Raw genomic sequence first — 24,729 nt, 5'->3', positions numbered from 1 at the left:
ATTTAAGTGCACACCATGTCTTGGCTTTGCAGGGGTGGGTAGATGACTTGGCCGGACGGATACTTTAGAAGATGATCAACGTCAGGTGCTGTCGCTGGGTGACACGCGTGACAAAGCTTAAGCGAGCACTCCCCTCTCCAGTCGACCGATAAGATCGAGGACTGCTTTCGTTTGTTATCGCTCCTTCGGGCAAGACCCGGCTCGACGTAATGCTTTCAGAAGTTCGGAGCACTGTCTTGAGTCCGCATCCCCCAACTAATAACGAGACTGCGACAGCAGCCAGGCGTCCACCTTTTTTTGCTTACTCAGCATACAAAGCTTTGGTCTCCCAACCTCTAGGAGGTCGAGCAACCGTTGCCTGTCCATCTCTGCGGGAAACCACTCGTTGACCTCGACATTGCAGTACAGGGACTCGCTTAGTGCCCATCTGATTATCATGTCCGCTGCGGCTCGGTAGTGATCTGCCATGAACAGAGGCCGCTCTTCTGAAGCCCGTCCGTGCCGAGCGAGCAGGTCAGTGCTATCGAAGATCCCCGTTGCACCAAAAAAACCTGTGGTATCCGGGTAATGGATACCTGCCAACGAGACCTTGGCAATGCCTGACTCTCGATCAAAGTACGACAGGAACTGCCATCCACCCGTCGTGCCTCCAGTGGCTGGAAAATTGATTGCGGCTTGCCCGGTGATGTAGTGCTCACGAGAGACACGCTTGAGGTCAAGGTCGAACAAGGGTTGGCTCATTGGATCAACTTAGCACGGCGGGCCAGAGTGACCGTAAAGCTTGCCGGTCACGGACAGTTGGCGTCCACCAGGAGGTATGTCTGTCATTTGCTTGGCTGCTTGTGACGAGCGTACATCACTGCCGTGCCACCTGATGTGCCTCTGGCCTGCAGCTCAAACGACTGCGGGTAGCCTTTGATGAGGTCGCTCAGTTTTTTGTAGCCATGAGTGCGTGGGTCAAAATCCGGACGTAGTTTCGTAATATTCGCGCCCAGCGCGCCTAAATGTGCCCAGCCATCCTCGTCAGCAATGTCGTCCATGATCTTGGCGATAAAGCCCACCGGTGCTTTAGGCTTTTTGGAAGGCTCAGCAACTGCTGGTTTGGCCACATCAGGGGGCGCAACGGAAGCCGTACTAGGCTCACCATTGGTAGGCGCAACGACATCTTCACGGAGTAACTCGATGTAAATGAATTTGTCGCATGCGGCCACGAACGGCTTGGGTGTTTTCTCTTCGCCGAACCCGTAAACGGTCAAACCCTCTTCACGTAATCGAGAAGCCAATCGAGTGAAATCGCTGTCGCTCGATACCAAGCAAAATCCGTCAAAGCGGCGGGTGTATAGCAAGTCCATGGCATCGATGATAAGCGAGCTATCGGTGGCATTTTTGCCTTTGGTGTAGGCGAATTGCTGGATGGGCTGAATCGAGTGATCGAGCAGGACTTTCTTCCAGCCGCCGAGATGGGGGCCAGTCCAGTCGCCGTAGCTGCGCTTGACGCTGGCGACGCCGTACTTAGCAATTTCTTCAAACAGGCCTTCGACGATTGCTGCCGGGGCATTGTCGGCGTCGATCAACACTGCGAGGCGCTTCTGAGCGTTATTGGAGGTATGCGTGGCCATGGTTCATCCTTGAGTGAAAGCGTAACCATACCTGTAAACGAGGGGTTGATCTTGGCTTCGGTCGCTCGTATTCCCACCCACTAAGGGCCCGGATTAGCGCCGTAGCTGCCAGATTTAAAGTGTTCCAACTCGTCCCTTGGGTGACCTGTAATCCTCGCAGTAATCCAAGCTGTCGCAAGTCATTGAAAAGCGTAAGCGCCTACAGCTCTTAAACTTACTTCCAGTCCAAGCCATCCACCGCAAACTCCATCGTCTGAGCGCCTTCCTGGTAGAACTGAGCCTCGATGTAGACCTTGTCGACCTTACGCAGCTCGCTGACAAAGCTGTTATAGCCCCTGATGAAGATGTAGGTGCTGTCGTTGTCGCTCGGCTCGCCCGCAGAAAACCGCTTAGGCTTTCCGTTCCCGAAACGCACCGACACATCGCAACCGTCGTATGAATTGCAGAGGAACTGGCCTTTTTGGATGTGCAGAATCACGTCCTGACCCCAACGCGGGTGCTTGCGCAGTTGGAGCATGGCCTGTTGCGCTCCGCGGTAAGGGAAGTCGAACGACAATCTGTTGGTCGACTTAATGAAGGCCGTCGTGACCGGCTTCTGGCTCATTGAGTCCTGCGTGGTCTCATAATCCCAAGCTTCTCCGCCTATCCTACGCTGCTGAAACTCACTGGCCTTCTTGATCTCATGAGAAGCCGCCGCGAGTTTGTCCGTGTACTCCTTGTTGCCTGGGTAGAGCGCCAGCAGGGCCTTGTAGGTCGTCTCCTGGCCGGCGTAGTCGTCCTTGCCCAGTTGCGCGAGCTTGGCCTTTAGAGAGGCGGTCTGCTCGTCTCTGGCGATGTCCTTAACCTTTGCATCGACTTTAGCGAACATGGCGTCCACGTCGGTATCACCCAGGCCCTTGTACTTTTGCAGCAGATTCCTGGCTTCAATGATCTTCTTTGCATCCAGCAACTGCTGAAACTGGGTAGTGATGGCTGGCTTGTTTGCAACCAAATAGTCCGTATCCACCTTCTTCTGCTCGACCTTCTTTTGAGCCGCTGCCGACTCCGCCGCCTTATTTTCTGCGGTGATTTCATCCCTCAGGTGATTGGAGAACAGGAGCATCCCTGCGACTCCGAGCACAACGGCGCCGATCACACGAACAGAGGGCTGGAGATCAAACTGAAACTTCGCCATGAGCATGTTGCATAACGGTGGCAGCAACAAAACGGTCGCAATCAGTAGTGGAATGGCAGCCACCGGAGCCTGGAGGATGACCGCCAGCGTCCAGGCAGCGAAATGCAGACCGAAGATCCAGTAGAGCAATGTGCCAATGAACGACTTGGCCTTATCAACCAATGGCACAGGTTTAGGGCCTGCCGGCTGCATCGGAACATCGACCTTCGCCAGGCCTTCAACCCAGGTAATCTGCTTACCATCCGGGACATCCGTCTCGTCGATATCGAAAACCAGTGGGGCCGGCACTATCAACGGCGATGCGCAATGTGGACATTTGCCTTGCTTGCCGGCCATCTCTTTAGAGACCTGAATCGGCTTGCTGCACTCATCGCATTTGAAATTGATCATGTTCGTCCTTGAAAGGAACTAAACCCAGCACTTCAGACTAGGTGATGGCCATATGCTGGTCAATTGCGCGGGGGGGGCGCCCCTTCAGCTAGCGTCAAACCAGCTTGAGCGGTGATTCAAAACCAGTTCGTGCAGCTGAAATACTGGCGAAACATTCCGGCCATATGATTCGCGTCACTGAAATCCAGGGAGTTGGAGATGAATCGACCATCAAGAAGCATGCGCAAACTGCTCGACGCCGTTGCCACCAACAATGAGGCAGCGGCGCTTGATGTGATGCGTGCTACTGAGCAGCTCCAAGACGAGGTGTTACGCCAACGATTGCTCAACCTCATTCATCGGCTCAACCAAGACGCCAATGACTTGCGAATGGCACGGGACGATATCCAAGGCGGAGCCATCAAGCTCGCATGACTCGCGTCCACCACTTTTAAGCTCGCTCGTTTAAGCCAGGCATTGGGTGGCGCGATGACAGCTTTATCCAGAGGACGCTTCATCTCGACCCTACTTGAAGCACTAAGACCTCAGTTGAGCCTCGACCGATTTATCTTCTGGAGTGCCTAGCATCATTCACAGTGGTGGTCGAACAGATCACTCGGGTGCCATGAGCACCGCAAGCGTCATGTTGATGAACTCTTCATTTGTTCTGATCGTATCCAGCGCACCGCGTACATTGCCTCCGACCTCACCCGATCCACGCTGCTCGACCCAGAGTGTCAGTTCCATGATGGCAGCCTCAAGGGCCTGCTGGTTTTCGTTGATCTTGAATAGTAGGGAGGGGAGCAGATCTGAGTTTGGCATCGCGATTCCTCCATGGAAAAAGGACAGCGTAGCAGGCGGGTGCTATTCCGATTCAAGCTGCCTGGCGTCTGAGGTCACCGCTTCCATAATAGAAACCAGCTCCTCAAGCAGCCTCCGCATAGTATCGAGTGAGATACCGCACCGGCTCAGTAGGTGCTACTCAGTGCAACATCACGCACTCCCAACTGCCTCGGATGTTCAGCATTCAATGTCGAGCAAACGGCGTCTGCCTCTGTCCTAACCTTGAAGACTCCATGCTTGCTGGCTGAACCTCCCTCTACAAGATCAACGACCCTGTATCGCTTACTGCCATCGTCCAGTGTGGTGGTCTCAATCACTCTGAATCTTGCTTACATGATTGCTTTGCCTGCATGAGATCGGTGTCCTACAAGTACCGGCAAAAGGAGACGGTTTCAAGAACGGGACGAGCTTAAGCTGAGACAATTTATGACGCTGCACCGTGCTTCTCATCGCAGGAACGACGGCAAAACAGCAGGTGCCGTGTTGAGCCATTTTTCCTATAGTCGATGCTTCGGGCCAGCAGGGCCAGGCTAAGCTTTAGATTTTTCTGATGGAGGTACTGACGCTGCCCATCGATCCTAATGCCAGAAGTTTGTGGCATACATCTCTCATGGCCTCGACCTTAGAAAAGAAGAGCGGATAACCTGTACAGCATTTCTGACCGCGTACAGGAATCATGGCCAATTATCCGATTTATCATTCAATCTTGACGCAACCCGTTGCGTCACCGCTTCGCTGCGCTATGGTGAATTTTCCGATAACTAAGACTAAAGTCGTAGGAGGATGCGGAATGCGAATTCGTGGGGATGTGTTTTGGCAATGGGCTGATCCAGCACTTCACCATCGGACACACGATGAGACGTTAGACGATGGCACGTTCATTGATGTCCAAGTGAGGCTATCGCCCTCGGGAAACACCCAAATGTTCATCGGAGTGTATGCGGCGAGCGGTATGGCTTTGCATGAGGAGGCATTTGATTCCAGACCGGGTGAATCAATGACTCGTGCTTTAGCTTGGGGCGTAGGGTGTGCAAGGCGGCTCGCGATTAGTCTCAAACAGACAGAAAGGAATGTAGCGTAGCTCTCATAACAGCAGCTTGGTAGGCACCTGGTCATCTGATCAGGCGTCAAGTGACGACCCCCATCATCCTTAACCCAAGCTGCTTTCTTGTACCCCCAAGATCTAGGACGTAGTGGCAAATTCCGTTTGCACCGTTCAGTCCGGCGCCTCATCAGTCCTGGCCGCATTTGACGTTCGAATTATTTCGAGCCTTTTGTCGGGGCAGGGGAGTTCATTTAGGCGAGCGCTAGGTGCCTTCGCCTATACCCTCGATAGATCGTGCGTAGAGGGCCGTTGCCTTCTCGATGAGCCTTCCTCGTTCTTGTGAACTGATAAAACCCTGATCTTCAAATTCATCCGCGAGATGCAGCAGTGCCTCGTACTGCTCCTCTGCGTCCATCCGGATCTCAGGATGGCTAAATAGTTTTTCCCACGTTGCCAGTGCTTGGGTTTTGCGAATGTCGTTCATCACAAAAGACCATTAGGTGTGTGCTTCGGTAGATCTCCATGGAATCTATGAAGTTCGACGGAGAGGACAATCAGTAAAAGGTGCTTGGATAGTCTTTATGCATCGTGATTTGGCAGCCCTATTCGACTGACGTAAGGGCGCATCGCCGATGGACTCTGCCGCAACGACTGCGGTCAATATGGATAAAAGGTGTTCAATTCCTCGGCAGTAAAGCCAAGCGCCACAACCTTCGTACTTGCTCTGGAGACGATCATGAACACAACACATTTTTCCCCATTAAAACATGAGCGTCATCATCCCCCTCTAGTGAGCGAAAGCCCGCAGGACGCCGCTCGGGCGGACTGGCTCTACAACGCAGCGGAAGAACTTCTGCGCGGCAACAGCGTGTCGTTCCAACGTCGCATGCGTCCTCAACAAGGCGTGACTGCTGAGGAGTTCGCCCTCGCAGTGGATGAGTACGTGAACAATCGTCTTGCCGATAACGAGGTGCATTCCTCAGCGCTGGGCTGGCTGATCATCACCGCCGAGCGAGGACATGCCGACAAGACTGCTACAGCAGAACTGCTGGGCGATTGTGATCACCCGTTGGGCAAGCTTGGCGAGATTGCCGAGGCGCTGCTTGAACCTCTCGCGGATGACGCTCTGCTGGCCAAAGCTGAGGATGAGCCATAAGCACACACCTTTGGATAAGCTAGTTTAAGAACCAGGATCAAGTAGCGACTCAGAGAGGAATGACAATGATTGACGATTCGAAAATCCGAGAAAGAGCTTATGAGTTGTGGGAAAAAGATGGTCGTCGGGAAGGATCTGAAGAGTTTTATTGGCAACTTGCGCAAGAACAGCTTGAGGCAGAGGCCACACGTCAAGCTACTGATGATGAGTGGCCGGCAAAAGGCGAAGCCAGCCGCGTTGATCGCTGATGACTACGGGGTTCTTTACTCCGCTTCCGATACGTTTTACCTCGGGCGATTCCGCTGTTGGTGATGGCGTCTATGACGCTCCAAAAGAGTGGCAATTTGACTGTTCCCGCTAACGCACAAACAGGTCACCCGCCCACGAGCACGTAGGGCAAAAAACGGGACGCTTCAGCACCGTTGAAAGCGACCGCTTAGCCGCATTGATTGCTGTCTTTGAGCAAGCATTGTTCCTGTTCGAGGACAACGTCGCCGCTGCAACAGAATGATGAGCTCGCCAGCTCGAGGGCTCGGTTCAAAGCGTCCACTGAAGATGCTGAGGACGAGGGTGGAGAGGAACGCTGTGCTCGAACTTATCGGTCGACTGCAGAGGGTGGTTCTTGTGTGAGATTCGATAGGCGCCTTGTTAGGCTGTGAAGTAAAAGCTACTACGGCTATCGCTCCTTCGGGCTTAAGCCCGGCTCGACCCCAAGTCCTCACATGCCCTAGGTGAGTCACTCCACGGCCTGCCATGATTGATTCAAGGAAGCGCATTACGACTGCCTTATTTCACCTCGGCTTTGCCAAGCTGTCCGCTATCCCAAGCTTCAGTGAGCTCATCTATCCGATCCGTGATTTGAGGTATTTTTGATAGGACTAGGCAGCGCGTGTTGCCGACAAATTCTTCTATCAGATACACAGAGTCGCCGACATCCAGCTCCAACTCCTGCAACGCTTCATCAGGGATTCGAATAGCACCGTCACCATCCCATTCTTCGATCATGATTTTCATAGGTGGCTTTCTCACGTGTGGTCTCCATTGCTTCTGAGTCGACAATCCTTGCGTGCGATTGACGGAGAGATGACCCCGATTTACGCCATCCCGCTCAGAGCCGATAGGAATGAAGATTATTGGCTATGTAGCTGGTCAATCACTGCCAAGTAGCGCTGGAATGGCTCCGCAAGACGTTTGGGTAAGGTGCGGTGCCAAGTTCCACGTCGATACTCATTCCAAACGTCTTCTTCAGGACGATGGTTAATGATACCGAGGCGGTTCTTGTACCCCACCAAGGCATTGCCTTTGCCAGCCAGTAATGCGGCAATGGCAATGTGCATGAGGTGACTCGGCACGTCCTGCGGTGTCCTGGGGCGATCCAAGGTAATCGTCAGGCAGCGGTGCTCGTGGAACTCACGCCAGTCTGGCCCCGCGATGTCGCCGAGGTTGGCAATTTGCTTGGCTGCTGACTCGCTTTTGCCGTTGACGACTCCCAGTAGAACTGTAGGGCTCTGAAGCCCGAGTGCCGAACTGACCTTGGCCAGAGTCGCTTTTACCCGCTCCAGGTGCTCATCAGCGGCAAATACAATGAACTGGTGCCGGAAGTCATCCCCCTCGATTAGCGTAGAGGGCAACTGAACATAAAGTGGATAGAGCAGGTCATTCAAGTAGATGAACGTCTTGCGCCGGCCCTCATCATCGCTGGACTTCGTTGCTGTCAGCGCCTGCCGGGCCCACTGTGATGTCAGCTGATCCAGACTCATGTCGGTGATGTCGATGGATATGAGTGGAAAGCCCATTGAGCGACCAGCCAGAGCTTTTCGCCCATCAAATGCGTGGCCAAGCTCAATTTCGATGCCCGCCAGCACCATCGGATGCCGAAGAATGGGCTTGCCGAGCACCGCCACATCAAGGCGATAGGAGTTGCCAAACGGTGTCTTGATGCTCTGTTCTTGGGTAACGCCATTAGCCCCGAGCAGGAGATTGCCGGCCAGGTGATACTGGCTGATCGTTTCATCCCTGTAGTACCAGGGCATGGCCAGCCCTGCGTTGAGTCGGCGCTGAAGCTCATCGGCTATTAGCTGCTTGGCTCGCCTGTGCTCCTCGCTTTCGCCAATATGACGTTGTCGAGCTTTTTCCTGGCTGTCGAAATAGTCCGCGGCTCGAACGCCGCGTTTGCCGGTGTACGTTCTGAAATAACTGCGTGTTTTCAGCTTTCCATCATCATTGAAACAAGGGCTCACCCAGCTTACGAGGCGGTGGGGTTTGTCCGTAGTGACCAAGGGCCACATCTTTCGATAATGTTCCCGGCTTTTAATTTCGTAAGCCGTAATCGGAGTTTGGAAGAGGCCTTTCCGTGAAAAGACCACCAGCGCGTCATCCATAGCAATGCAATCCGAAGAGGTATAGCCAGGGAGAATAGCGCTTCGCTATTAGCCCTGAAACGCTTGAAGTCGGAGAATGTGAAAGCCGCAACGATACGCTGACGAAGCTGGTAGCTTCGTCAGCGTGGGCTGCTTGTTTGCAGAGTCAAGTGGATCCTTCAGGATTTCTGGCTCAGTGTGGCAACAGTTCGCATTCCTGAACGGTGAACTTAAAAGAGTGGTTTTGCTGCGATATTTTCTTAAAAGTCGTATCAATTTGACCAACCAAGCTACGCTTCGGGTGACATCGAATATTCCAGACAGGGATTCGTCATAACGTGAAGCGACTACTTTTGTTAAGTGGCCCAATGGCCAGTGGCAAAACATCAGTTTCTGCAGCGCTACAGGAGTACTTTGAGTTTTTGCCAATCAGCAGTGGTGCGTTTTTGCGAGGACAGCTAGCTGCCCGGAACGAGCCACCTGACCGTCATAATCTTCAGGAATTCGGCGACAGCTTGGACAGAGCTACCAATTTTTCCTGGCTCATAGAATCAGTGGCAAAACCGGCAATTGATGATCGACCGGATGCAGACAATTGGTTGCTTGATGCTGTCCGCAAGTCCCGACAGGTGGAGCTGTTCAGGCTCAATTTCGGGAATGCCGTGATGCACGTGCACTTTGTCGCGGCGGAGTCTGTTTTACAGCAGAGGTACGCTGAGCGTGGCCCAAGTCATCTCGCGGAATATCAGGCAAGCGTGGGGCATCCTAATGAGCAAAATGCGCGTTTGCTAGGAAGAATGGCAGACAAGGTTTTTGATACCGGAACACTTACTGCCGCTGAAATCGCAAGTCAGATAATGGAACTCTGGGAGAAGTAGCGCATGGAGACTCGGCAGATTGTAGTGATCAGTGGAAAAACCTGTAGTGGCAAAAGTGAGTTGGCTCATTTATTGGAAAAGGAATTCAACTTCGTTGTGGTTCGTGATCGCCGAGAGCTTCAATATGCCGAGTGGAGCCTCAGCATGGATCAGCCAACGTTTATTGATCGACGACGAGAGCTGGGCGACACCCAGCATGCACACTGGATGCTCGCTGAAACAAAGAAAATTTGCGCGGATGAGCAAGATGACCGGCCATTGGTCGTAGATCATCTAGATACGCTGGCGCAAGTACTGCAGTTTCGAGAGACCTTCGGTGCAAATTTGGTGCATGTCCACCTTTATGCGAGTGATAACACGCTTCAGGAACGCTATAGAAAAAGAGTTGAAGGTGAAGCCAGCGCTGCGCCTTATGACCAGGTCAATCAACTCAAAGACCCGGAGGAGATCAATGCACTTAAGGAAGATGCAGATGTTCGTATATACACCGAGCGCTCTGACTCCAAGGATACCCTGGTACGGGTAGCCGCCCGCTTGCACCTATTCACACCGCCCGAAATTAGATGCGTGGACGTTCTCATCGGGGGCCAGTACGGAAGCGAGGGTAAGGGCAACATCGTTTCCTACCTCGCACGAGAATACGATGTCATGGTTCGTGTAGGGGGCCCCAACGCTGGACACACCGTGGCCAGTTCCGCAGGCCCTTATACTTATCATCATCTGCCCTCAGGGTCGCGTGACGTGAGCGCGCGACTGCTCCTTGGCCCTGGCATGACTATCCGATTGCCGGGACTTTTGAGGGAAATCGAGGAGTGCGGAATCGACTCAGACCGACTATTCATCGATCCACAGGCTACCATCATTGAAGATGAAGACATTGAGACGGAGAGGGGGCATTTGGTTTCAACCATCGCTTCCACGGGAAGCGGGAGTGGGGCTGCCGCTGCTCGCCGAATCTTGAGTAGAGGTAAATCGACTATAAGGCTTGCCCGGGACGTGGATGTATTGCGTCCGTATGTCGGCACCCCCGGAAATTACCATGGCAGCACTTCGGACAGGTTGGAAGAGGCCTACCACAAAGGCCATTCAATTCTGTTGGAGGGAACCCAAGGTAGCGGGTTGAGTATTTTCCATGGTGATTACCCTCATGTGACCTCCAGGGACACTAACGTTGCAGGATGCCTAGCGGAGGCAGGGATATCACCCAGCAGGATCCGCAAAATTCTTATGGTCATACGACCAATGCCAATTCGTGTGGGTGATCCTGACGGAGACCAGGGCCACACATCTGGAACGCTCAAACTCCCTACTACCTTCGACGAGATTGCCGAATTCGCGGGTCTCGAAGCCGAGGTTTTAAACGCTGCTGAGAAGACGTCCACCACTCGCCGCAACAGACGGGTCGGCTGGTTCGAGTGGGATCAGTTCCGAAAAGCGTGCGCGCTCAACGCTCCCACCGACATCGTTCTGACATTTGCGGATTACCTTAAGTCCACGAACAGTAAGGCGCATAGGTTCGAGCAGCTCCACCCGGACACGATCAAATTCGTGGAAGAACTGGAGCGCGTTTCCCAAGCACCTGTCTCGCTGATAAACACCAGGTTCTCCCGAGACCCAGACGCCAGCGATTTACGATCACTGATCGATCGACGTAATTGGACTGCACGTTCTGGCAGGAGATGATGGATGGACTTGGACAAGCTGATTGAGCTTTACCCTCGGGTTTACCACATGGCAGAGCGTGGAGCCTGGGATAGCATTCGCACACATGGGCTGATGAGCACGACTGCAGTCCTTGATCATCTCAAGGTCGAAGGTGACGACCGTGCTCGGTTCGAGAGCGAGCACCGCGATCAGAAAATGGATGTGAGGGCAGGTCACCCTTCCAACATTGTGCTTCGTGATCAAAAGCCGATGCCTGAGGGGCGGTTGTTACAGGCTCTAACAAATGGGACAACGCCCCGACAGTGGTACGAGCTGATCAACGACAAGGTTTTCTTCTGGGTCGAGGAGGAAAGACTGCATCGTCTGCTCGGCGCTCGTGATTACCGCAAGCTCGAACACGATGTTCTGACGCTGGACTCGGCAGCATTCATCCCAGCCTATGCTAAGAAAATATGGCTATGCCATATGAACTCGGGTAACACGTGGCCAATTCCGCATCGTCGCGATACGGAGATCTTTCGTAGAATTGCAGATTACCCTGTGAAGCCTTTGGGCAAACCGGTCAAAAATGTTGTCGAGCTGGTTGTCGATTACTCCGTCCCCAACATCGCTGACTATGTGGTGGAAGTTCGGCGTATGAAGGGCAGTGAGGTGTTGGAAGACCTTGGCTAGCGCTCATCTATACAAGGGGGAGTTATGCCGCGACGACGTTCAGCCTCACGGATTTTACTTGTCAGCCCCTCACACCGACTATTGCTTTTCAAGATCCACTACAAGGCCGGTGCCTTGGCGGGGATGAGTTACTGGGCCACGCCTGGTGGTGGGTTGAGAGGTGATGAGTCTTTTGAGGCGGCGGCAGTGCGTGAGCTTTACGAGGAGACCGGTCTCGACGTTCAGTCCGTCGGTTGCAGCATCACACGCAAGGAGTTCCTCTGGCAAATGCCGGACGGAGAGCACGTACTCGCGGTTGAAAATTACTATGTGGTGAATGCAGGTGCCGAGTATTGCTCGACTACAGGATGGAGCTCACAGGAGCGCGACGCCGTATGTGAAATAAGGTGGTGGTCAGAAAGTGAGTTAATGTCTAGCACTGAAGAAATTCTGCCGCCTGATCTGCCGATCTTGTTTGGCCAAGCCTTACTCATGGCGCCTGATGGCTCAGACTAGATATGAATCCCCTCGCCTACACAGCTGCCAGCCTCGCCACTGGTTAAGCATCTGGTGAGGGGGTGACGTTAGCTTCTCCATCAAGGCAAGCGAAGCGCGCAGGGGGTGAGGATCGAAGCCCGAAGGCCAAGACCCCGCCAATGCCGGGACTTGGTTCACGAAAGCCGACCCTATTCTCTGCTAATCACATATTTTGGTGCAGTTGTAGAAAGGATGATCAGTGTCGTCAAAACCCATGTAGTAGGGTATGCCGTTGCAGCTTAGGCTGTTCCGAACGGTGAAGTAAGTGGCATTGACCTCAAATTCAGTGGCTAAACCCTGGGCAACCCTCTCGCAGTAGTGTTCCTCGAAACCTACCGGTAACGAATCAAAGGTGGCGATATCAAGAAGGTAGCGGCCTTCGGTGCTGACGATCAGGCGGCCTGCAGCAAGCAGAGCTCTCACCAGATCCGAACCGTTGTCCGGAATCCAGACCCAGGATTTTCCGTAGCCGTCATCGCGGTCTTTTGGTTCATGACCTCCCGACGTGGTGATCAACCTGATTATGCTATCTACCTCATTATTGATCTCTTCTACTTTCTCCTCAGAGATAGAGAAATAGCCTGACAAGTCGATAGAGTGCGCATTAATCAGGTCGGAAACTCGGCTCGGATCCTGAATGCTTCCATGCTGTTCCACCTCACATAGCGGTATCACAAAGCTGATCATCGACTGATCAATGATGTTGGCGTCCACCAAGGTCAGGATGTCGTGAACGATTTTCGGTACATCCGCACGATCCTGAACCAGTACCCCCATTCCACTGATAGCCGAGTTCCCAAGGTTTAATCCCGGCATCTCCGCTAGGGTCTCGACCAAGTCGCCATCCCCATCTGGTTCGAAATGAGATTCGCCACCTTGGTAGCGCCACCGCCACTCGCGCTCATGCGTCCAGTCAATAGTTCTGACATCGCCTATGTTGTAGGCGACGTAACGATACTGCTCACCAATGGGTAGCACGTCTGTCTCAAGAACTCTGAAGGGATGGGCGTCTCTGCGCTCCCGGGCCTCCTGACTTAAGCCATAGATCACGGGACGGACACCAATGCTGAACATCGCGGCCTTTGGAATCATGAAGGCGTAACGGCCAACATTTTCACCCCTTTCCAAGCGTTCGCTGCTGGACTGTACGAAGGCCGCCAGTGGCATGTCCGTGAAGCAGACTGCTGGCGACCTGCCGTAGATGGTTGGCTTGTCGTTTCGATATGACCAGGTCGCAAAAATTTTGTTGTGCCGGAGCGCACAGCGCATCAGGAACAGCGAATCCAGCACGCTGGACTCTGCAACGTTGTTAAAACGGACATGCTCCGGGAAGAGGATGCCTTCAGAGCTGCACTGATCGACGTCCCGGAAAAAATGGATGAGGTAGTCGGATAGATCAAATCGAATGTTGTTGAGCATGGTGCGTCCCTGCCTGATGCTATAGTGGCAGAATCGTAGCATGGTGCCATTGTCGCTGTATGACAGTTTCAGACCCAGTCTGAGTGAAGTTTCTCATGCGATCGGCACCGCCTAATGTCGGTCGGCCCCATTGTCACGGGGCCTAAGTGGCTGAGCCAGGAGGCTACTCGCACTGTATTGAGTCGGGTCGAGCCACTGATACCCGCGCTTCGGGTCAGAAAGGCAGATCAGCGGGCTTAGTCCGATGCCATCAGGGGAGTTCGTGGATTTTCTCACGACTGAGGTTATCGATTGGGGCGAGGATTGTTTACCGCAGGACTAATAGCGCGTTACAGATGCCCCTCCTGCCGACTTGCGGTGTTAGCGCAAACGAAGCGCTATGTTCAGCTCTCTATGCTTGGAGTCCTGTCATGTCTGTAAAAACACCGTGGGCAGCTGCGATTGAGGTTGAGCCCAAAACCGAGTCTGAGCGCTATCTGAGCAAGCTAGCGCGTAAGGCATTTCTCAGCCTCTGGTGCTATGGAAACGTCCACACCGATGAAGGCAAGAAGTCGGTGTCAGGAGATGGCAAGGAGCTCTGCGATCTGTTCGTTGTCTTTGGCGATCACATCCTTATTTTTTCTGACAAACATTGCGAGTACCCCACGCACCCAGACCCCTTGGTCTCATGGGGACGGTGGTACAAGCGGGCGGTTCACGGCTCGGTGGTACAGCTGATTGGCGCCGAAAAATTCATCCGTGAGCATCCCGATCGGTTGTACCTGGACAAGCAGTGCGCTGTGCCTTTTCCCTACCGTCTGCCTGACATGGATAAGGCCGTCTTCCATCGTATCGCCGTGACACGAGGATCTCGCGATGCGGCGGTGGCCCACTGGCGCGGGCAAAGCAGCTGCAGCTTGATGATCGACACGACGCTGACTGACAAGAAGCAGCACCTCGAAACGCCATTTACCGTGGGGTGGCCGGCGGGGAAGGGGCGCTTTGTCCATGTGCTTGATGAATTGACCTTGGACGTGCTCCTTTCAGAGCTAGACACGGTACCGGATCTGATGCGCTATTTTTCTGAGAAAGAACACTTCCTCAGCAGCGCGGAGTATATGAACGTCGCGGGCGAAGAAGAGCTCATCACGCTTTACCAGACCAACGTGCAGGATGGGAAACACACCCTGCCTCGTGATTTCCCAGAGTCAAACATGATCGTGCTCGCAGAGGGCGATTGGGAGGTTTACGATTCGAGCGTGCAACGGCGCGCCCGTAATGAAGCTAACCGTCTCAGTTACTTCTGGGATGAGATTATCGAGTTCCAGTCCAGATACATTCGCTCTGATGAGGCCGTTGCGATCAATGGCGAGAGCTATTCGAACGATGAGATGGAACAGCTGGTCAGGGCACTCGCGATGGAGGGCCGGTTTGCGCGTCGTGTGCTGGGGGACGCGCTTCACGAGGTGCTCCGGCGGCCTGTGCCCTTAGGCAGTCAGTCAACCCGCATCATGCCGAGCCCGACGGTGGACGGACGGTACTACGTGTTCACGGTGGTACCCCGCGATCAGGCGGTTGATTACCAGATCTACAGGGAGGATCGGGCTGAGTTCCTCGTTACGTATTGCAACGGTCTTAGGCTTAGGTATCCCGACATAATCGAAGCGGTCGGGCTGGCGTCTGAACCATTTTCGTCCAAGGCCTCTTCGCAGGATGTTCTATACATGGCGTTCCCGGAGCCGGCTACTGTAGAAGAGCTCGACATCCTGCGTGAGCAGTGCGATGAACTTGGTATTTTGCAGGAACGCTCAATGCGCCCATACGCATTTCACGCCTCTGAATACCCGCGAGATTTTGGCCAGTTTGGTGCTGATACGGGCTTCGCGGGAAATAGAGCCGAAAGGAGAGCTCAGGCGAGCGCCCAGCGTAAGGCTGAAAAGAAGGCCAAGCGCAGAAAGCCGAACTAGGGTTCTCGCGTTTACACCTGGCGCAATCCTGAAAAGTGAACCACCTGAGATCGTGATTTTGGATGCTTCATTAGGTTGCTCAGCCCAATAAGTTTTACTCGTATACACTAACGAGTTACGCAACTAATCAAGGTAAGAGAAGCACACACGCTTCCACATGCATTTCACCCCGGCCTCCAGCTCGTGGATGAACATGGTGGAACACTTCTTTCGCGACATCACAGTGTATCTACGTCAGGGCAGCTTCAGCTCGGTTCGCGAATTGGAGAGCTCGATTACCACGTTCTTGGCCCTGCGAAATGCGCAGCCAACCAGCTATGTCTGGAATGCAAAGGCAGAGGATATTTTGAACAAGATACAGCGAGCCCGTGAGGCGATGACCTCAGGTTGAAGATACCGGCGGGATTGCCGGATACACGTAATAGCGGGTTCTCTTGGCCATCCATAAGTGCTTTATCGCTGACGAATAGCGCAGTCTATCTCAACCAGCCGCCACCGATCCGATGAGTTCCCGCTCCGGCGCGCGAAGCTCCGTTGCTTCTGAGCTGGCAAGCTAATCAGCAGCCTTCGCTTCAGACCCCTCAGAAGATCTGTCGCTGTACTGAAGCAAAATACTGAGCTCTTCTCCATGCACACGGTCAGGCGAGTCGAAGTGCTTCTCCTGATAGTCGGATGGGCCGAATAATCGGAACTGCTCATCATGCAGGAACACGGGGGCGTAGACGAAGTCCTTCTGTTGGCCACACTCTTCAGGAAGGGGAATCACAAGCTGGTACTGGAAATTCCCATACTGAAATATGAACTGATACCTATATGTCGAGTCCTTGAACGCATCTCTCACCTTGGCAACGATACAGGTGATTTTGTTCGGATTGACGCCTCCGCTTATTCCCCATTCGATTACCGGCACCGAGCCACTCAAGCCAGGCTTATGGTCTTTGCTCAGAAGCCAAGGTTTGAGGTAATCGAAAAGGCGGTGATCATCATCTGGCATCATGGCCAATGCCATTTTGATGAGCATCTTGTGAATGGCGGTCGGGTAATAGGGTTGGCGCACAACCTGGAAACGGAGTTGATTCTTGCCCTCGACCTCCAGGACATCGATTCCACCTTCACCACCGACACAGATGACCAGGTTGGATTGGTCGACAGCCGAAACCTCTAGGTCTCGGGCTTTGTACTTGGGGATGCCGTTGCGCCCCCGGATTCGCTGAAATGGCCGGTGAGGGTGGGTATAGGCTGCGAAGCTGTTTTCAAGATGATCCCCGAAGTGGTGATTGCACTGATCACACTCCATCTCATCGATAATCGTCTTATTCCCCAGAAAAATGGGTATGGCATGCGACTCTTCGCGGAAGGTCGTGGAGCTCTCGTCTTTCCCGCAATACCGACACACTTTCGGCTGCTTATGCCCCAGCCTGCGTTTCACCTGGGTGGGAGAGAACACGTTGAACATGTGGAGAACGTAGCGCTCAGTCAGCGCTCTGCCTCGCTTTTCGTTGAACTCAATGAATTTTTCGATCACGCCGCGTGGCTCCACTGAAAAGTGAGCAGCACCCTGCTGAGGCTCGTTCTTTGGAGGTTCGACGATACCTGAACCGCGCTGTTTGAGGATGGTGAATGATACCGGTCTGCCGGCATCACGCGTAGAGGGGGCTAATGTGCCCAAGAGATCAGTCGGACGGCAGACTTGAGTGCACTTTTCTACGCTTCAACAAGGCTGCTAAAGCCCAATCAGCTGGTAGGCCCTGATAGCCAACCGGTGTAACGTATTGCCATTATTCAGCCAGGCGTCGTTCATCGAGACCTAGCGCCATCTAGGCGCGGCCTCTGCGCGCCAGCGGATGACTCCAGACAGAAGGGATTTCTCATGTATCTGCGTGCGTTGGACGTTAGAGGTTTCAAGTGCTTTGGCGAACCCTTCACCATCGAATTTCACGACGGGCTGAACGTGTTGGTGGGCGAAAACGGGGCGGGCAAGACCGGTGTAATCAGCGCGGTGCGTCAGCTCTTCAATGACTCGGAGTCGGGCAAACGAATCATCGGTGAGCAGGATTTCTACAAGGGGTTTGAGGCAGGTGCTTTCGCCTCGGAGGAGCTACAGATCCAGGCCACGTTCTCCGGCCTGGATGATAAGGATGCCACTGCCTTTGATGAATGGTGCGGGAACCATGACGAAGCGAAGCTCACCTTCATTGCCAAAAACCAAGAGTCACGTGGACGCTTCAAGTATCACACTTATGGTGGGCACGAATTCACCAAGCCCTTAGATCCCGAAACACTCGACCTGATTCACTGTGTTTATCTGCCGCCACTGCGCGACGCGGAGAGCAAGCTCCGAGAGGGGCGCCAGTCACGTCTGGCCAGGCTGCTGAAGGCCCTATGTCGGAAAGAGTTGGACGCTGCCAGAAAGGCCGGTACTCAAACTGCGCTGGAGCAGCGCGTTGGCGACTTCAACCGCGAGCTTTCCCAGAGCGACGACTTTGCCATCAAATTGGCCAACCAACGCATCGGTGAAAGCCTGAAGGCCGCGCTCGGAATGCATCTGTCCCAAGGCACGTTAATCCAATTCTCCGAGGTGAGCTTCTCCCGTATCGTTGAAGGATTGCGGCTGCTTTACTTCCCCGACCTCACCAATGCCGACCCCACCCAGTTCCGATCACTGGGGGAGAACAGCCTGGGGTACAACAACCTCTTGTACATCGCATCCATCCTAGCGGAGCTCGTCCTCGAGGTGGAGGAGGGTCGTGGTGAAGAAACCTACCTGCGGCTGCTGCTCATCGAGGAACCGGAGGCGCACCTTCACCCGCAGCTCCAACTACGGTTGCTGCGACACCTCAAAACGGAGGCAGAAGCTCGAGGTATCCAGGTCATCATCACAACCCACTCAACGGTGATTTCGGCGGCGGTGTCTGTGGAGCACCTGACTCACCTCTCCAATGAAGGCACGCCAACAGCCGTTCCTCTGAGAAAAACAGGGCTTCCCGAGCAGAGCCGGCGCTTTGTAGATCGCTGGCTCGACGTCACCAAGTCAAATCTACTGTTCTCAAAAGGCGCGATCCTCGTTGAAGGCATTGCCGAGGCAATCGTTGTCCCCGAGCTGGCTCGGATCGTCTTGCATGCTCAAGGGAAGGGCAGGGATTCTTTGGACGATTACGGCGTGTCCGTCATCAACCTTGGCGGTATCTATTTCAAGCATTTCATGCAGCTGTTCTGCGATGTCACGGGCGCCCAGCCTGGCGATAATGTGCCTATCCGGTGCGCCGGACTCACGGACAATGACCCTCCGAAATCTGTCTCGACCATTGACGATGGAGAGGGCGGGAAAAAACCAGTTCCATTCCTTCCGTATGCCGAAGATCGCCGGTTGGGAGACAACCCGGCATTGGAGCTTCAGGGGCCGATCAATCAGTCTCAATTCGCTCGGTTGTTCGCCGGCAAGTACAAGACCTTCGAGTACGACATCGCACTGGAGGGCGGCAACCTCACGACCATGCTGAATGTGGCAGCGGATCTCTGGCCCGTACAGGATGGCAAGGTGGCCGGGAACTTGAGGGAATATGCAAAACGAGATTTCGCCTCCATGTCCTCTGCTGATAAAGCACCGTTTGCTGGCGCTTTGCTCGCCAGGCTCGACTCCGAAGAGATTGGCAAGGGGTTGTACGCTCAAGCGCTCGCGGACGCGCTCCTGGCGCGCCCAGCTGATTTCGTCGTCCCAGAGTACATTCGCCTGGGCATCCTGTGGGCCTGCGGGCTGGAAGAAAGACCACAATGAACTTCACCCAGGAGCAGCTGGACTATCTCGCCGCACCGCTCGACCGGCACGTATACCTCAAGGCCTGCCCGGGCAGCGGGAAGACGGAAGTGGTGGCAGCCATGGTGGCCAGTATCGTCCGGGAATGGTCTCGCTCACCCTCGGGCATCGCAGTGTTGACGTTCTCCAACAGCGCCACGGACGAACTCAGAAACAGGGTTCATAAATACCTTGGGGAGCCGATCGGCATGCCCCATGCGATCTCAACGTTCGACGGCTTCGTGCTAAACCGGCTGGTGGCAAGCATCGGCAGTGAGATCACACGGTATCCCGGCAGGGAGGGTGACTTTCGGATTCGGATTCTGGACAAGGCAGCGGACATCTATCGCACTCGAAATAGCATCTGCGACCGCTGGATCTCCGCCTGCAAATACGACTACGACCTAGGAACGACCAGATTCATATTTTCCACCGGTGAGAGAGGTCTTGATAAGCAACTGAACGCTGCTGCCATAGATCAGGATACCTTCCAAGATCTCGTCGCCACCAAGAAGCGATTGTGGAAGGGGGGATTTGCCACCTTTGGGGACATTGACATGCTTGCCCTGATGGCGTTCAAGGATAAGAAATACGACCCTTATTTTTCGCGCATCGCACACCGATTTCCTCTAATCATTGTGGACGAATGCCAGGATCTCTCTGCGGAGCAGCTGCGAATCGTGGAACATCTGTCGCGGTTCGGCATGGCTTTCCATTTCGTAGGTGATCTGAACCAGTCGATCTACGGCTTTCGCCAGTCGAACCCGGAGAATGTCACCGGGCTCATGGACAAGCTGAAATTCGAACCGTATGAGCTCAACGCGAACTGGCGGAGCGGGCAGGCCATCGTCGATCTATGCGCTAACATTCTCGGCGGTGACCGAATCAGGGGCAATCCAGATGTTGTCTCCTTGCAGCCGCAGATCCTCGAATACGAGACCTGTCCCTCTGAGCTGCTGCCTACGATTCGCGCGATGACACAGGAGTATACCAAGGTCGTGTTGGTGGCTCGGGGGCATACGACCCTGCAGCGTTTACGTAATGGTGAGACCTTCGAAGGCATCGAGCTGCTGGCAGTCGCGTGCATCAGCGCCAGCACAGGCAACCTGAAGGACATCAAGGAAAGCCTGAGGACGTTTGCAAAGTGGCTGGTTAACAAACTCGAGCTGCAGGTCACCAAGTCTGGCCCCTATTGCCCCATTGTCATGGAGTCCAGGCTCGCCTGGCGGAAATTCATCCATGAAAGCCTGAAATTCATGGTCGCCAATGGTGCTGGCAACTCCAATCAGACCTGGTCAGCCTGGGTGCGCACGGCGAAGCTGGCGATCCGACAGCTCCCGGATCAGCCTTTCGTACCTGCGGAATTACGGGAGGAGCTGGACGCCCTGAAAGACCTGAACCTTGTGGCTCGCAAAGGGCAGGGTGATAAGCCTGTATCCGTGCGAGTGGTGAGCCAAGAGATGTTGCAGGGGAAACCAGACACATTGCGCTACGAAACGATTCACCAGGTGAAGGGAGAAACTCACGATGTCACCGTGGTTGTTTCGTCACAACAGCCAGGGGTTCACCAGTCCCATTGGCAAGACTGGTTGCGGGATCGCGGTTCAGAAGCAGCGAGGTTCGCTTATGTAGCGAGCTCCAGGCCCCAGCATATACTGATATGGGCGGTGAAAAAGCTCAAAGCAGAGGATCGGTCTGTGCTGGCCCAGTTGGGCTTTGAGTTGCCGTGATGCCAGTCACCAATCTCCACGGGCATGAGACCATGATAGATCTCGCTCCAGGACTGCATGGAGCTTCGCGTAATGATGCGTTCGCCAAGCGCGACGTCCGTCAGCACCTGGCAGACCTCGAGGGCGGTGAGAGGAGAGGTTGTGTTCAATTCATTTCGGTTTCAGGTCATCGCTTGCCAGCTAAGCTGCGGCATAAGTGGCGTCAACGGGGAGGTCGATCCTTCGGGCCAATGGGCCCGGCTCATCAGTTAGCTAAGCATTTCCTTCACGATGGAAGCCACATTTCTCGCATCGTCTATCCCTCGGTGGTAGCTACCCTGCCAGGCCAAGCCCATGGCCTCTACAGTTTGCTCAAGCCCCCTCGGCTGATTGTCATATAAACCTTTATGCCATTTCTTCGCATTGAAATGCGGCAGATCGGCCAGCAGGGAAGGGCATGCAGCAAATCCTGAGTACGCTAGCCTAGCTGCCGAGCTTCAAGCTAATGAAGCTCGGACGAGCCTACAAAACCCTATTTCTTTGGTTTCTTCCTCAAACCCGATATGTAACCAAGCGTCGTTTTAGGTGAGGAATGTCCCATTATGTCCGACACCGATGAAGCACTCGCCTTCATGATGTTGACGATCACCGATTGCCGGATCCTGTGTATAGATCTTTGTGCAAGATCATTTAACGCTTCACGCAGATAGGAACCAATGATTCTGCTCATCTGCTGCGAACTCATGGGAACCCTTGCGTCTTTTTCTGATGGAAACAGAAAGTCATTCTCTGAAAGGGCTGCTTTATGGATATACCTGCCAACCACGTGTCCAAAGCTACCGGGTAAAAGGGCAAAACCTTCTGTTGAGCGGGATTTAGCGTAATGCACGCGCATTAGGACTCCCGAGTCGACGTACGAGAAGTCGTGTGGCTTGGCAGGCATGAGATCATGAGGCCGTAGTCCCTGCAGCAACATGGCAACACAGCTTTGATCCCGAAGACTGCCTCTGCACTGCACCACCTCCCAGAGAACCTTCAGGCCCTTCTCATCAATCAGTTTTTTGGGTGTGAATGTATGGCTAAGATTCAAGCCTGCATTAGTGGGCTGATCTGGATGATCTGCGCTGATTCTATTTGATGAATCTGGTAACTCTCTACCTGCGTCTATGGGGGTATCGAGGACAGTTGGTGAGGCGAGATCTGCCGGGTGCCCTGGAATGAATCCCTGGAATGCACGGAGCTCTTGGAGGGGGAGTACCTTTACCAAACCTTCGAGATCGGTCTGATCAACACCGGTAATTTTGCTTGCTTGGCAAAATGCGAAAATAGACGTACTGATGCCATCTCGAGCTTCATTCGGAGTCGCTGAAGCAGCATGTAAATCGTCTTCTTCAGCCGATTGTTGGAGATCATGGTAGTCGCGATAGCCTAAGCCTCGTGACAGAATTGTTTGGGCGGATGCTAGGGTTAGAGGGGTGGCACTGGGCCAATTCCGCTGCAGTTTTTTTGCAATGCGTTTGAAGCCGCGTTTGTCACTAAGATCGGCGGTGTAGATGGGGATGCGCATGACATTCTCCAATTCGCCAGAGTGTCGGCTGCCTCTGACCTTTGTCGAAGTGCATGCGTAGCAAAGGTGAATCATCCTGTGGCAAAACCGCCCTCGCGAACCGACCGCTCGATCCAGGAACCGATTAATTCACGCTAGCACAGGAATTGTATCTGTCTAGAAATCTGCTTGCGAACGTCGCGCCCGATGTCTTTGGATGCAATCATGGCTCTATCGCCTACGATTACTGCCATGCCTGTCACCTGGAAGCGTGTCGCCATATTCCATCTGCAAAAATGAAAGATGCACGTGGATCAAGATCAGTTCACCCTGTGCGGAATGATGATGTTTTCCTCACTGCAGCGGTGGTTCGTAAACTAGCGGTGTTGCGATCGTTTCCTAGTGCTAAGGGTGGCCTAGCCTCAATTAACGATTTTAATTTTTGGAATCTCGTTAAGATATTTATATGGTTTTTAGTTTTGATAAGATTTGTTCTAGCTCAGAAATTCCTTTGGCTAGATGCGGGTCGCTATATATGGCGGAGTGCCTAGATAACTCATGTATTCTGGTTTCAAGTTGTTGTATAAGTGTTTTTTTCTGTTTTGGGGAGGGCGAGGATAAACTAGCTATGGCTATCGCAAATCCCTCATCGAAATAATTTTTCAGCGACATCGGATCACGATGGCCTGTAAGTTTAGCTACTTTGGCTAAGATTCTTCTTTGGACGGCCTCCATCCACAAATCCTTTTGAGCTATATCTCGCTTTAATTCCTTTGCGATCTCATATGCTATCTGAGTAGTAATAAAACGATGTCTAAACATGGATAAGCAGACTTGTACATCTGTAAGGCCGGATAGCTCACAAAGCCTTCTGAAGTCTCGTGCTAAGGATCGTGTCTCTATGGCTTTGCCATTTTGCGCAAGCATGAAGGATGTGGCTTTTGAGGGGGCGATGTTAAGATATGCTATGAAATCTGTACGTGCTTTAAGGTATATGGATTTATCAATCGCATCCTCAAGCGATAGGGGGAATTCACGTATAGGTCTAGGTACTTGTCTTGTTTTTAAAGTTGGAATGTACAGGGTTCTCTTTTCTAGCGGATGTTCATTCAAATTTAAGGGGATGCTGTTTAGCTCGTCAGGGCGAAGGCCGGTCATTTTAGAAATTTTAAGGGTCGCTAGCCGACGGTTGTATAAATATTTGTTTTTTGCAATATAGTCGTCACCCCGTTGAGACGTAGTAACATCGAACAAGTATTTTGGGTTGGTTTTCAGCCTATAAATTGTGTCGCTAATCTTGCCTATGAAGTTATCAGGCATGGGCTTTTTATCACCCACTGGGGGGCGAACTGTTGGAATCGCTGGGTGGTACAGAATTGGTTGGCCTTGCCTATTGGCCTTCCATTCAATTGTCACTTGAGCACCAGTGCCTAATTCCCCAATGAGCTTAGGTTGTGAGACAAGTCGATAATTCATTTGATACCAAATCAAAAAATCTATCACTCTTCTGATGGTATATGCGACATGGTTTGGACTGCGAGCACCAGTGATGGCAGATTTTTTTAATTTTTTTCCTTCTAATAGATGAGCTGAGAAGCCCAAGAGGAACGTATCGTCAACGGCGAGTAAAGGGGCTCCATGGTTAAAGCAGTAACGCACGTAGTGAGTCATGTGACTTGCAAACGTTACGGCTGAGTCGCCGGTAGCCTGGACAGTCACATGCTGTAACCAGATATTAATCAGGGTGCAAGGTGAGCCGTTTGGCCAGAACATATAGACTTGATTCGAAATCGTCTTTTTTCTAACAATTGGTGCTTCTTTTTTGCGAGAATAAACAACCGTGCCAGGCATTTCGAGCGCCATGTTGGCGTTGTAAAGCTGGAACTTAGGCATCTCCTTTGCCCCCTTGTATCACGCTCCATGCTTTAGGAGGTGAAGTTGGGTTTGCATAGATGTTTTCAAATCTGAGGCTTGACTCAAAGAGAAAATTTGTTATTTGGGTCTTTGTAGCGTAGTTAA

General features: G+C 53.1%; 24 protein-coding genes and 1 pseudogene. 13 read left to right on the top strand and 12 right to left on the bottom strand.

Annotated features, from left to right (window positions below):
- Nucleotides 1-255 precede the first annotated feature (255 nt).
- The 3 genes from KVG95_RS29200 to KVG95_RS29190 all read right to left on the bottom strand — a co-directional run bounded on the left by KVG95_RS29200 (nt 256) and on the right by KVG95_RS29190 (nt 3,183).
- Nucleotides 256-741 (bottom strand): hypothetical protein, encoded by a 486-nt coding sequence (locus tag KVG95_RS29200; protein WP_217858907.1) that lies wholly within the window; start codon nt 739-741, stop codon nt 256-258.
- A gap of 83 nt (nt 742-824) precedes the next feature.
- Nucleotides 825-1,619 carry an NYN domain-containing protein gene (locus KVG95_RS29195; RefSeq protein WP_217858906.1) on the bottom strand — a complete coding sequence of 265 codons (795 nt, stop codon included), beginning with the start codon at nt 1,617-1,619 and terminating at the stop codon, nt 825-827.
- Nucleotides 1,620-1,833: 214 nt separating this feature from the next.
- Nucleotides 1,834-3,183, bottom strand: coding sequence for a hypothetical protein (locus KVG95_RS29190; protein ID WP_217858905.1), 1,350 nt, complete (start codon nt 3,181-3,183; stop codon nt 1,834-1,836).
- Nucleotides 3,184-3,381: 198 nt separating this feature from the next.
- On the opposite strand from KVG95_RS29190, the gene KVG95_RS29185 reads away from it, so the two are divergent.
- Nucleotides 3,382-3,597, top strand: coding sequence for a hypothetical protein (locus KVG95_RS29185; protein ID WP_123494975.1), 216 nt, complete (start codon nt 3,382-3,384; stop codon nt 3,595-3,597).
- 177 nt (nt 3,598-3,774) lie between these two features.
- Here the strand turns inward: KVG95_RS29185 and KVG95_RS29180 are convergent, their stop codons facing one another.
- The gene (locus KVG95_RS29180) at nt 3,775-3,984 is read right to left on the bottom strand and encodes a hypothetical protein (protein ID WP_192351914.1); all 210 of its coding nucleotides are present in this window, start codon (nt 3,982-3,984) and stop codon (nt 3,775-3,777) included.
- Between the two features lie 811 nt (nt 3,985-4,795).
- Here KVG95_RS29180 and KVG95_RS29975 point away from each other — a divergent pair.
- Nucleotides 4,796-5,086 carry a hypothetical protein gene (locus KVG95_RS29975; RefSeq protein WP_225923358.1) on the top strand — a complete coding sequence of 97 codons (291 nt, stop codon included), beginning with the start codon at nt 4,796-4,798 and terminating at the stop codon, nt 5,084-5,086.
- Nucleotides 5,087-5,312: 226 nt separating this feature from the next.
- Here the strand turns inward: KVG95_RS29975 and KVG95_RS29175 are convergent, their stop codons facing one another.
- Nucleotides 5,313-5,534: a hypothetical protein gene (locus tag KVG95_RS29175; protein ID WP_217858904.1), complete on the bottom strand. Its 222-nt coding sequence runs from the start codon at nt 5,532-5,534 to the stop codon at nt 5,313-5,315.
- Between the two features lie 252 nt (nt 5,535-5,786).
- On the opposite strand from KVG95_RS29175, the gene KVG95_RS29170 reads away from it, so the two are divergent.
- From KVG95_RS29170 to KVG95_RS30275, 3 genes are all read left to right on the top strand, one after another.
- Nucleotides 5,787-6,206 (top strand): hypothetical protein, encoded by a 420-nt coding sequence (locus tag KVG95_RS29170; RefSeq protein ID WP_217858908.1) that lies wholly within the window; start codon nt 5,787-5,789, stop codon nt 6,204-6,206.
- A 65-nt stretch (nt 6,207-6,271) separates the two neighbouring features.
- Nucleotides 6,272-6,454: a DUF2934 domain-containing protein gene (locus KVG95_RS29165; protein ID WP_217858903.1), complete on the top strand. Its 183-nt coding sequence runs from the start codon at nt 6,272-6,274 to the stop codon at nt 6,452-6,454.
- 259 nt (nt 6,455-6,713) lie between these two features.
- Nucleotides 6,714-6,836 (top strand): antitoxin Xre/MbcA/ParS toxin-binding domain-containing protein, encoded by a 123-nt coding sequence (locus tag KVG95_RS30275; RefSeq protein WP_225923357.1) that lies wholly within the window; start codon nt 6,714-6,716, stop codon nt 6,834-6,836.
- Between the two features lie 156 nt (nt 6,837-6,992).
- On the opposite strand, the gene KVG95_RS29155 is transcribed toward KVG95_RS30275, so the two are convergent.
- Together KVG95_RS29155 and KVG95_RS29150 are read right to left on the bottom strand one after the other, a co-directional pair.
- Nucleotides 6,993-7,220, bottom strand: a complete 228-nt coding sequence (locus KVG95_RS29155) for an AbrB/MazE/SpoVT family DNA-binding domain-containing protein (protein WP_225923356.1) — start codon at nt 7,218-7,220, stop codon at nt 6,993-6,995.
- 116 nt (nt 7,221-7,336) lie between these two features.
- Nucleotides 7,337-8,587, bottom strand: coding sequence for a hypothetical protein (locus KVG95_RS29150; protein WP_217858901.1), 1,251 nt, complete (start codon nt 8,585-8,587; stop codon nt 7,337-7,339).
- 317 nt (nt 8,588-8,904) lie between these two features.
- Here KVG95_RS29150 and KVG95_RS29145 point away from each other — a divergent pair, with 317 nt between their 5' ends.
- The 4 genes from KVG95_RS29145 to KVG95_RS29130 are packed head-to-tail and all read left to right on the top strand — an operon-like array spanning nt 8,905 to nt 12,276.
- The gene (locus tag KVG95_RS29145) at nt 8,905-9,444 is read left to right on the top strand and encodes a P-loop NTPase family protein (RefSeq protein ID WP_217858900.1); all 540 of its coding nucleotides are present in this window, start codon (nt 8,905-8,907) and stop codon (nt 9,442-9,444) included.
- Between the two features lie 3 nt (nt 9,445-9,447).
- Nucleotides 9,448-11,127 carry an adenylosuccinate synthetase gene (locus KVG95_RS29140; RefSeq protein WP_217858899.1) on the top strand — a complete coding sequence of 560 codons (1,680 nt, stop codon included), beginning with the start codon at nt 9,448-9,450 and terminating at the stop codon, nt 11,125-11,127.
- Nucleotides 11,128-11,130: 3 nt separating this feature from the next.
- Nucleotides 11,131-11,781, top strand: a complete 651-nt coding sequence (locus KVG95_RS29135) for a DUF7002 family protein (RefSeq protein WP_217858898.1) — start codon at nt 11,131-11,133, stop codon at nt 11,779-11,781.
- A gap of 24 nt (nt 11,782-11,805) precedes the next feature.
- On the top strand, nt 11,806-12,276 hold the full coding sequence (locus KVG95_RS29130; protein WP_217858897.1) for an NUDIX hydrolase: 471 nt from the start codon (nt 11,806-11,808) through the stop codon (nt 12,274-12,276).
- 180 nt (nt 12,277-12,456) lie between these two features.
- On the opposite strand, the gene KVG95_RS29125 is transcribed toward KVG95_RS29130, so the two are convergent.
- Complete coding sequence (locus tag KVG95_RS29125) at nt 12,457-13,716, bottom strand: DUF4427 domain-containing protein (RefSeq protein WP_217858896.1); 1,260 nt, start codon at nt 13,714-13,716, stop codon at nt 12,457-12,459.
- Nucleotides 13,717-14,126: 410 nt separating this feature from the next.
- On the opposite strand from KVG95_RS29125, the gene KVG95_RS29120 reads away from it, so the two are divergent.
- Both KVG95_RS29120 and KVG95_RS29115 read left to right on the top strand, forming a co-directional pair.
- Nucleotides 14,127-15,662: a hypothetical protein gene (locus KVG95_RS29120; RefSeq protein ID WP_217858895.1), complete on the top strand. Its 1,536-nt coding sequence runs from the start codon at nt 14,127-14,129 to the stop codon at nt 15,660-15,662.
- Between the two features lie 136 nt (nt 15,663-15,798).
- A pseudogene (locus tag KVG95_RS29115) lies at nt 15,799-16,053 on the top strand (IS630 family transposase); the annotation flags it as partial.
- A gap of 162 nt (nt 16,054-16,215) precedes the next feature.
- Here the strand turns inward: KVG95_RS29115 and KVG95_RS29110 are convergent.
- Nucleotides 16,216-17,187: an HNH endonuclease gene (locus tag KVG95_RS29110; RefSeq protein WP_217858894.1), complete on the bottom strand. Its 972-nt coding sequence runs from the start codon at nt 17,185-17,187 to the stop codon at nt 16,216-16,218.
- A gap of 345 nt (nt 17,188-17,532) precedes the next feature.
- On the opposite strand from KVG95_RS29110, the gene KVG95_RS29105 reads away from it, so the two are divergent.
- Nucleotides 17,533-19,437 carry an ATP-dependent nuclease gene (locus KVG95_RS29105; RefSeq protein ID WP_217858893.1) on the top strand — a complete coding sequence of 635 codons (1,905 nt, stop codon included), beginning with the start codon at nt 17,533-17,535 and terminating at the stop codon, nt 19,435-19,437.
- Complete coding sequence (locus tag KVG95_RS29100) at nt 19,434-21,185, top strand: UvrD-helicase domain-containing protein (protein ID WP_217858892.1); 1,752 nt, start codon at nt 19,434-19,436, stop codon at nt 21,183-21,185. The genes KVG95_RS29105 and KVG95_RS29100 overlap by 4 nt, the downstream gene beginning before the upstream one ends.
- On the opposite strand, the gene KVG95_RS30475 is transcribed toward KVG95_RS29100, so the two are convergent.
- The 3 genes from KVG95_RS30475 to KVG95_RS29090 form a co-directional block, all read right to left on the bottom strand.
- Nucleotides 21,080-21,334, bottom strand: coding sequence for a DUF7693 family protein (locus KVG95_RS30475; RefSeq protein WP_437180810.1), 255 nt, complete (start codon nt 21,332-21,334; stop codon nt 21,080-21,082). The genes KVG95_RS29100 and KVG95_RS30475 overlap by 106 nt on opposite strands.
- Nucleotides 21,335-21,696: 362 nt before the next feature.
- Entirely contained in the window at nt 21,697-22,731 is a 1,035-nt protein-coding gene (locus tag KVG95_RS29095; RefSeq protein WP_217858891.1) for a tyrosine-type recombinase/integrase, read from the bottom strand.
- A 441-nt stretch (nt 22,732-23,172) separates the two neighbouring features.
- Entirely contained in the window at nt 23,173-24,603 is a 1,431-nt protein-coding gene (locus KVG95_RS29090) for a site-specific integrase (protein WP_217858890.1), read from the bottom strand.
- Nucleotides 24,604-24,729: the final 126 nt, after the last annotated feature.

Source organism: Pseudomonas farris (assembly GCF_019145235.1).
GTDB classification, from domain to species: Bacteria; Pseudomonadota; Gammaproteobacteria; order Pseudomonadales; family Pseudomonadaceae; genus Aquipseudomonas; species Aquipseudomonas farris.
Note: the sequence above shows the minus strand (reverse complement) of the source record. Positions and strands in the feature narration are given on the sequence as shown.

Excerpts from the sequence above, each read along its gene's own strand:
- KVG95_RS30275 (WP_225923357.1), top strand. The coding sequence starts at position 6,714 with ATGATGAGCTCGCCAGCTCGAGGGCTCGGTTCAAAGCGTCCACTGAAG.
- KVG95_RS29120 (WP_217858895.1), top strand. The coding sequence starts at position 14,127 with ATGTCTGTAAAAACACCGTGGGCAGCTGCGATTGAGGTTGAGCCCAAA.
- KVG95_RS29135 (WP_217858898.1), top strand. The coding sequence starts at position 11,131 with ATGGACTTGGACAAGCTGATTGAGCTTTACCCTCGGGTTTACCACATG.
- KVG95_RS29130 (WP_217858897.1), top strand. The coding sequence starts at position 11,806 with ATGCCGCGACGACGTTCAGCCTCACGGATTTTACTTGTCAGCCCCTCA.
- KVG95_RS29165 (WP_217858903.1), top strand. The coding sequence starts at position 6,272 with ATGATTGACGATTCGAAAATCCGAGAAAGAGCTTATGAGTTGTGGGAA.
- KVG95_RS29195 (WP_217858906.1), bottom strand. The coding sequence starts at position 1,619 with ATGGCCACGCATACCTCCAATAACGCTCAGAAGCGCCTCGCAGTGTTG.
- KVG95_RS29170 (WP_217858908.1), top strand. The coding sequence starts at position 5,787 with ATGAACACAACACATTTTTCCCCATTAAAACATGAGCGTCATCATCCC.
- KVG95_RS29185 (WP_123494975.1), top strand. The coding sequence starts at position 3,382 with ATGAATCGACCATCAAGAAGCATGCGCAAACTGCTCGACGCCGTTGCC.
- KVG95_RS29200 (WP_217858907.1), bottom strand. The coding sequence starts at position 741 with ATGAGCCAACCCTTGTTCGACCTTGACCTCAAGCGTGTCTCTCGTGAG.
- KVG95_RS29150 (WP_217858901.1), bottom strand. The coding sequence starts at position 8,587 with ATGGATGACGCGCTGGTGGTCTTTTCACGGAAAGGCCTCTTCCAAACT.
- KVG95_RS29100 (WP_217858892.1), top strand. The coding sequence starts at position 19,434 with ATGAACTTCACCCAGGAGCAGCTGGACTATCTCGCCGCACCGCTCGAC.
- KVG95_RS29190 (WP_217858905.1), bottom strand. The coding sequence starts at position 3,183 with ATGATCAATTTCAAATGCGATGAGTGCAGCAAGCCGATTCAGGTCTCT.
- KVG95_RS29090 (WP_217858890.1), bottom strand. The coding sequence starts at position 24,603 with ATGCCTAAGTTCCAGCTTTACAACGCCAACATGGCGCTCGAAATGCCT.
- KVG95_RS29175 (WP_217858904.1), bottom strand. The coding sequence starts at position 5,534 with ATGAACGACATTCGCAAAACCCAAGCACTGGCAACGTGGGAAAAACTA.
- KVG95_RS29180 (WP_192351914.1), bottom strand. The coding sequence starts at position 3,984 with ATGCCAAACTCAGATCTGCTCCCCTCCCTACTATTCAAGATCAACGAA.
- KVG95_RS29125 (WP_217858896.1), bottom strand. The coding sequence starts at position 13,716 with ATGCTCAACAACATTCGATTTGATCTATCCGACTACCTCATCCATTTT.
- KVG95_RS29975 (WP_225923358.1), top strand. The coding sequence starts at position 4,796 with ATGCGAATTCGTGGGGATGTGTTTTGGCAATGGGCTGATCCAGCACTT.
- KVG95_RS29095 (WP_217858891.1), bottom strand. The coding sequence starts at position 22,731 with ATGCGCATCCCCATCTACACCGCCGATCTTAGTGACAAACGCGGCTTC.
- KVG95_RS29140 (WP_217858899.1), top strand. The coding sequence starts at position 9,448 with ATGGAGACTCGGCAGATTGTAGTGATCAGTGGAAAAACCTGTAGTGGC.
- KVG95_RS29105 (WP_217858893.1), top strand. The coding sequence starts at position 17,533 with ATGTATCTGCGTGCGTTGGACGTTAGAGGTTTCAAGTGCTTTGGCGAA.
- KVG95_RS29155 (WP_225923356.1), bottom strand. The coding sequence starts at position 7,220 with ATGAAAATCATGATCGAAGAATGGGATGGTGACGGTGCTATTCGAATC.